The sequence below is a fragment of the Labrys sp. 22185 genome (genome assembly GCF_052045555.1).
GTDB lineage: Bacteria > Pseudomonadota > Alphaproteobacteria > Rhizobiales > Labraceae > Labrys > Labrys neptuniae.
In genome coordinates, this window is sequence record NZ_JBQEPH010000140.1 from 1 (window position 1) to 370 (window position 370).

The window sequence follows — 370 nt, forward strand, 5'->3', positions numbered from 1 at the left end:
CCGCCTTTCGGACGCGGCAGATCAAGCGCAAACAACGGAGCGATTTCGGTCCACAACGCATCGGGAAGGAGCTTCTTGGCCATGACACCAAGCTCACCCCAACACGGCTAACAAATGGTTTTGTTAGGTGCTCTAAGACCAGGCGGGTGCGCATCCGCGCTTTTGGCGCGTTAGATAAAGGCTTTCGGCCAAAAGAGGGATATCGAGGGGAATAACGATAGGGCCAGGGGCAACGGCCCCCGGCTCGCCATTATGGCTGTGCAATATGGGTCAGGCTGTTGTCGGGGCAGGTGCTGCCGACAGGGCTTCCTGCAGCTTCTGCTCTTGTTCCGGCGACAGCGAGGTCTTGATCACCCGTCCCTTGAGGCCG

1 protein-coding gene and 1 pseudogene are annotated in these 370 nt (G+C 58.9%); one reads left to right on the forward strand and one right to left on the reverse strand.

Annotated elements, in window-relative coordinates; translation table 11 throughout:
* The coding region (locus ACTJKX_RS38295) for a hypothetical protein (RefSeq protein ID WP_440728510.1) at window positions 1-215 on the forward strand (215 nt) is incomplete at its 5' end.
* A 55-nt stretch (window positions 216-270) separates the two neighbouring features.
* Here ACTJKX_RS38295 and ACTJKX_RS38300 read toward each other — a convergent pair.
* A pseudogene (locus ACTJKX_RS38300) lies at window positions 271-370 on the reverse strand (DUF1269 domain-containing protein); the annotation flags it as partial.